The organism is Streptomyces sp. AC627_RSS907 (genome assembly GCF_019049165.1).
The window spans coordinates 1-5,625 of the sequence record NZ_JAGMUE010000122.1 but is presented as its reverse complement, the minus strand read 5'-3'; the positions used below and the strand labels follow the sequence as shown (position 1 = coordinate 5,625).

5 protein-coding genes are annotated in these 5,625 nt (G+C 73.7%); all 5 read right to left on the bottom strand.

Translation table 11 applies throughout. From position 1 onward, the window contains the following. Positions 1 to 211: 211 nt before the first annotated feature. Entirely contained in the window at positions 212 to 1,621 is a 1,410-nt protein-coding gene (gene cseC / locus KUM32_RS25945; RefSeq protein WP_254406142.1) for a two-component system sensor histidine kinase CseC, read from the bottom strand. A 16-nt stretch (positions 1,622 to 1,637) separates the two neighbouring features. Next, the gene (gene cseB / locus KUM32_RS25940) at positions 1,638 to 2,342 is read right to left on the bottom strand and encodes a two-component system response regulator CseB (protein ID WP_217144375.1); all 705 of its coding nucleotides are present in this window, start codon (positions 2,340 to 2,342) and stop codon (positions 1,638 to 1,640) included. A 134-nt stretch (positions 2,343 to 2,476) separates the two neighbouring features. After that, the gene (locus KUM32_RS25935; RefSeq protein WP_217144374.1) at positions 2,477 to 3,136 is read right to left on the bottom strand and encodes a hypothetical protein; all 660 of its coding nucleotides are present in this window, start codon (positions 3,134 to 3,136) and stop codon (positions 2,477 to 2,479) included. After that, positions 3,124 to 3,663, bottom strand: coding sequence for a SigE family RNA polymerase sigma factor (locus KUM32_RS25930; protein WP_161166322.1), 540 nt, complete (start codon positions 3,661 to 3,663; stop codon positions 3,124 to 3,126). The genes KUM32_RS25935 and KUM32_RS25930 overlap by 13 nt, the downstream gene beginning before the upstream one ends. Positions 3,664 to 3,988: 325 nt before the next feature. Beyond that, on the bottom strand, positions 3,989 to 5,017 hold the full coding sequence (locus KUM32_RS25925; RefSeq protein WP_254406141.1) for an A/G-specific adenine glycosylase: 1,029 nt from the start codon (positions 5,015 to 5,017) through the stop codon (positions 3,989 to 3,991). Positions 5,018 to 5,625 lie beyond the last annotated feature (608 nt).

Sequence of the window (5,625 nt, the reverse complement as noted above, 5' to 3'; positions counted from 1 at the left end):
GGGGCAGACCGGGCGCGGCGGGCCGGCCACCGGCGGCACCGGCGGCGACGGCGGCACCGGCGGGGGTGCCGGCATCGACGGAGGCACCGGCGGCGGTGTCGACGAGAAGCCCCGGGACCGCTGGCCGGGTTCCCCCGGCAGCCTCAGGAACCGCGGCGTCGCCGCCCCCGGCCCGCGCGGGCGGACCCGACCCGGAGCAGGGCGCCCTCCGTCAGGACGCGCCCCGGGACGACATGTCCTGGGACGGGGACGACCGGTCCGGCAGCATCGGATAGCTCCCGGTGTTCGTCGGCGCGTGTTCCGGCAGCCACAGCACGGCGACCGCGCCCTCGGCCTGTACGTGCCCGGGTGCCCCGACGGGCCGGACGTTGCGGAAGGTGAGGCGGGCGCCCAGCACCCGGGCCTGGCCGGCCGCGATGGTCAGGCCGAGTCCGTGACCTCGCCCGGCCCGGTCCGAGCTGCCCGTGCGAAAGCGGCTGGGACCGTCGGCGAGCAGGTCCTCGGGGAAGCCGGTGCCGTGGTCGCGGACCCGGATCACCCGGCCCTCGACGCTCACCTCGACGGGCGGCCGGCCGTGCCGGGCGGCGTTGGCGAGCAGGTTGAACAGCACGCGTTCCAGGCGACGGGGGTCGGTGGTGACCTCCGACTCGTGGATCACCCGCACCTCCACGTCCGGGTCCTTGGCCGCCACCCGGCGGGTCACGAAGTCACCCAGCATGATGTCCTGCAGCTCGGCCCGCTCCGAGGCCCCGTCCAGCCGGGCCACCTCCAGGACGTCCTCCACCAGCGTGCGCATGGCCTTCGCCCGGTCCAGCACCAGCTCGGTGGGCCGGCCCGGCGGCAGCAGCTCGGCGGCCGTGAGCAGGCCGGTCACCGGGGTGCGCAGCTCGTGCGCGATGTCCGCGGTGACCCGGCGCTCGGCCTCCAGCCGTTGCTGCAACGCGTCCGCCATCGCGTCGACGGCGGACGCGAGGTCGTCGGTCTCGTCCCGGACGACTCCGCCGATGGCGTCCCGTACGCGGACGTCCGGCTCGCCCTTGGCCACCTCGTTGGCCGCGGTGGCGGCCTTGCGCAGCCGGCGCGACAGATGGCCGCCGATCAGCACGCCGAGCGCGCTGCCGCCGAGGACGACCGCGATGGAGCCGATGACCAGGGCCTGGTCGAGGTCCTTGAGGATGTCGGCGCTGCGGTCGGTGAGCCCGGAGCGCAGCGACATCACGTGCCCGTCCTTGAGCGGCACGGCCGCCCAGATGTCCGTCACCCCGTTCGGCCGCTCGGACACGTACGTCGCCCGCCGCCCGGCCTCCATCTTCCTGCGCAGCTCCGCCGGCAGCCCGGGGTCGTCGATCTGGGCGTTCGGGAAGTTCAGCCGCCCGGACAGCTCGTAGTTGCGCTGGGCGATCATGACCCGGTCGTCGGCGAGGTCACGGGCGTTGTCCAGCATCGACACCCGGGCCGCGTTGTGCACGACCAGGCTCAGCGCGACCGCGATCAGCGCGCCGACCAGCGCGATGGCCGCGCTGAGCTTCCATCTCAGACCCGTACGGATGCCCGTGCGCCGCAGTGGCGTGGTGGTGAGGCGGCGCAGGTTCTCCCGCGCGGCTCTGCAGAACCCCCGCATATCCCTGTGTCCCCGCTCAGGCCTTCAACTTGTAGCCGAAGCCGCGGACCGTCTCGATCCGGTCCTGGCCGATCTTGGTGCGCAGTCGCTGCACATGGACGTCGACGACCCGGGTGTCACCGCCCCAGCCGTAGTCCCACACGCGTTCCAGGAGCTTGTCGCGCGAGAGCACGGTGCCCGGCGCGGAGGAGAACTCCAGGAGCAGCCGCATCTCGGTCGGGGTGAGTGCCACGGGCTGACCGGCCCGGCGCACCTCCATGCCCTCGGTGTCGACCTCCAGCTCGCCGAAGGTCAGTACCCCGCCGTGGTCCGCGTCGTCGTCCGAGTCCCCCCGGTCGCCGCCGCCCGCGTGGCCGAAGCGGCGCAGCACCGCGCGGATGCGGGCGACCAGCACGGCCCCGTCGAAGGGCTTGGTGACGTAGTCGTCGGCACCGGCCTCCAGGCCGAGTACGACGTCGATGGAGTCCGCCCGCGCCGACAGCATGATCACCGGCACGGTGGACTCGTCCCGGATCCTGCGGCACAGGCTGACGCCGTCGAGACCGGGGACCATGACGTCGAGGAGTGCGATGTCGGGGCGGTCGGTCCGGAACGCCTCCAGGCCCGACAGCCCGTCGGGCATCGCGGTGACCACGAAGCCGACCCGCTCCAGGGCGAGCTGCGTGGCCTCGCGGATGACGTCGTCGTCCTCGACGAACAGGACGTGGGTCTGCTCTGCCATCCCGGTGCTCTCAGTCCTTGTGTGCGGTCACTCGTCAGACGCGCGGAGCGCGCGTCGCGTTCATTCCCCCCCGTCGCGGCTCCGTCGCCCTTCCATCGGTGCGGACGGACCGATCGGTTCACGTGCCGCCCGCGTCAGCCCTCCGGAGCCGGCGCCGGAGTCTCCCCGACCGAGTTGCTGTAGTCGTTGTGCGTGCGGTACTCCTCGGTGAACCGGTCGGAGGACCAGCGGTACGTGATCACGTTGTCGCCGGACGGACTCGACACCCGGTCGCCCTTCTCGTAGACCTGTTTGGTCACCACCAGGTCGCCGCGGTCGATCTCCGCATAGACCGGGGGCTCCTCGGCCTTGAACACATTCTGGTACGCGCCGGCCTGCCGGCGGTACACGTAACTGCCCACACCCACTGCGTCATCGCACGTCAGCACGTTGACGAGGACGTCCTCGGCGGATCCTCCGGTCAGCTTCCCGTAGGACACGTCGACGGGATACTCGTCGGCGACGCACGGCTTCAGCTCGCGCTTGACCTCCGGGGAGACCTTGGGGTCCGCCTTGACGAGCCGCACCGCGTCCACGCGGTCGGGGGCCTTCGACGGGGACGCCGCGGGCGAGGAGGAGACGGCCTTGCCGACCGCGTCCGCGTGGGCCGGCCCCTCGTCACGGGCGCCGGTGCCGCCGGCACCGCAGCCGGAGAGGCAAACGCCGAGGGCGACGAACACGGCCACCACCGCACTCGTCGCCTGCACGTTCTTCCGGGCCTCCCCGGGTGTCCGACCGTCGGTCAGGCCGCGCAACGCTCCCGCTCCTCACGCTCCAGCGCCCGTGCGTCCAGATCGCGGGCGACCAGCTCCTCGCGGAGCCGGGCGAGCGCCCGGTGCAGCGTGCTCTTGACCGTTCCGGCCGACATGCCGAGGGCGGCGGCCGTCTCCTCCGTTGACATCTGCTCCCAGTGTCGCAGCACCACGACGCTGCGCTGCTTCGGGGCGAGCACCTTCATGACATCCATCAGCAGGGCGCGGTCCGCGTGCTGCTCGGTGGAGTCGTCCACACAGGACTCGGGGAGCTGCTCGGTCGGCACCTCCTCCAGCTTCCGGGCCCGCCACCACTCGGTCCGCGTGTTGATCATCACCCGGCGCAGGTAGGCGTCCGCGAGGCGCTTGTCCTCGATGGTCTCCCAGCGGCCGTACGTCCGGGCCAGCGCGGTCTGCAGCAGGTCCTGGGCGTCGACGGGGTCCGGGACCAGGCGCCGGGCGCTGCGCAGCAGCGCGTCCTGCCGGGTGCGGACGTACTCCTCGAACTCGAGCACCTCGCCCTGCGCCATGGTCAACCGCCTTCCGATCCCCGAATTCCGGCGGTTGGTCACCGCCGGCCCACTGCCTGTGGTCCCTGTCGTCGTGTGCCTGCGGGGCACAGGAACGAAGGTAGGGAAGCGTTGTCACGGCGCTGTGCGAAGCAGCCTTCGGCAAACACTCGGCTGTCCGTCGGTTGTGTAACGGAAGCGGCAACGGGCCGAGTCGATGGATGACTTGAGGCCGGTAAAGGGTGATTTGTCCGGCGGGGGTGACGTGCGCGGCCCGATGTCACCGTGACGAAAGCCGTCGCGGGGTCACCTCGCCGCTGTGTTCCGCCCCCGCGCCGGCTGTGGGTCAGCCCAGGGGCAGCCGGTAGAGCCCGTCCGCCAGCGGTTCCACCAGGCCGTCGGCGACGAGTCCGTCCAGGGCGCGGGCGCGCTGGACCGGTTCGTGCCACACCTGGTCGAGGGCCGCCTGAGGCACCGGCCCGTGCGCCTCCCGCAGCACGGCGAGCAGCCTGCCGCGCACCTGCCGGTCGGTACCCGCGTACGTCTGGCCGCGGCGCGGCGGCCCGTCGTGCGCGGGCTTGCCGGCCAGCCGCCAGGCGCACTGGCCGGCGATCGGGCAGCGGTGGCACGACTCGTTCTTCGCCGTGCAGACGAGTGCGCCCAGCTCCATGGAGGCGGCGGCCCAGCGGGCGGCGCCCGCCTCGTCCTCCGGCAGCAGTGCGCGCGCCAGCTTCCGTTCGGCGGCGGTGGTGGCGTTCGGCGGGTACTGCACGCCGGTGACCGCACGGGCGAAGACCCGGCGGACGTTGGTGTCCAGTACGGGGTGCCGCTGGCCGTAGGCGAAGGAGGCGACCGCGGCGGCCGTGTACTCGCCGATGCCGGGCAGCGCCAGCAGCTGGGCGTGGTCCGCCGGTACGTCGCCGCCGTGCCGTTCCGTTATGGCCGCGGCGGCGCCGTGCAGGCGCAGGGCGCGGCGCGGGTAGCCCAGCCGGCCCCAGGCGCGGACGGCCTCGCCGGGCGCCTCGGCGGCCAGGTCGGCGGGGCGCGGCCAGCGGGCCAGCCACTGTTCGTACACGGGCAGGACACGGTTCACCGGAGTCTGCTGGAGCATGAACTCACTGACCATCACGCCCCAGGCGCCGGCCTCCGGACGCCGCCACGGCAGGTCGCGGGCGTGCTCGTCGAACCAGTCGATGACGGGGGCGTGCAGCGACACACCGGACACGGCCCGCTCACCGGTCCCAGCGGCGGCGGACGTCCGGCCGGTGCCGGTGGCGGCGGTCACCTGGTCGGTGGCGGTCGGGGGCGCGGGGACGGCCGGGGCCGCGGCGGGGTCGCAGGGGCCGTCGTGCGAGGGCTTCGTAGGCGCAGTCATGACCCTCCGATCCTGCCACGGGAGGACCACCGCACGGGTGCACCGCCACCCGGGGGAGGCCAGGACACCTGACGATCGACAGGAGCGCCGCACCGCCGGCCGCTTGTAGCGTCGGCCGCATGGAAGGTACCCGTTCGGCCGATACGGCCAGGACCGATACGGCCAGGACCGATACGGCCAGGACCGATACGGCCAGGACCGATACGGCCAGGACCGCTGCGGTCGGGTCCGGTGGGGCCGGGAGCGCTGCGGTCGGGTCCGGTGGGGCCGGGAGCGCTGCGGTCGGGTCCGGTGGGGCCGGTAGCGATGTGGCCGGGGCTGGAGCGGTCGGGTCCGGTGGGGTCGGTGGCGATGCGGCCATGACCGGTGTGGCCGGGCCCGGGGCGGCCGTCACTGGCGCGGTCGGGCCCGGCGGGGACGACGCGGTCCGCGGTGGGGGTCCCGCTCCTGAGGGCTGTGCCGCGTCCGGCGGCAGCATCGGTTCCGCTCGTCGTACCGACCCCGGCGGTGACACCGACGCCGGCCGACGTGCCGCCCCCGGCCCCGAAACCGCCGTCGGCCGTCGTACCGCACCCGCACCCGCACCCGCCCCCGCACCCGCCCCCGCC